Origin of the sequence: Pantoea sp. GbtcB22, from assembly GCF_019091025.1 — a bacterium.
Lineage (GTDB): Bacteria > Pseudomonadota > Gammaproteobacteria > Enterobacterales > Enterobacteriaceae > Pantoea > Pantoea leporis.
The window spans coordinates 1-231 of the sequence record NZ_JAGXKB010000976.1 but is presented as its reverse complement, the minus strand read 5'-3'; the positions used below and the strand labels follow the sequence as shown (position 1 = coordinate 231).

Genomic DNA, 231 nt, shown 5'->3' with positions numbered 1-231 from the left:
TAGCAAGCCTGGTGCGCGCGGGCGTGCCGCTCGGCGTGATGCTGCAACAGGCGCTGTGCGCGATGGGCCACGAATCTTACCATTACGGCATTAGCATCATCCGCGTTCGCGGTATTGATCAGGCCGCGCTGGAGATCATCGAAGCGCGCCACGGCACCGCAGGCATTGTGTTCGTTGATGGGTGGACCGGCAAAGGCGCCATCACCGGCGGGCTGGTCCGCAGCCTCGAAC

The 231-nt window shown here is 64.5% G+C and carries 1 protein-coding gene; it reads left to right on the top strand.

From position 1 onward, the window contains the following. Nucleotides 1–231, top strand: a 231-nt coding sequence (locus tag KVT28_RS27240) for a cysteine protease StiP domain-containing protein (RefSeq protein WP_256448519.1), incomplete at both ends; no start/stop codon positions are given.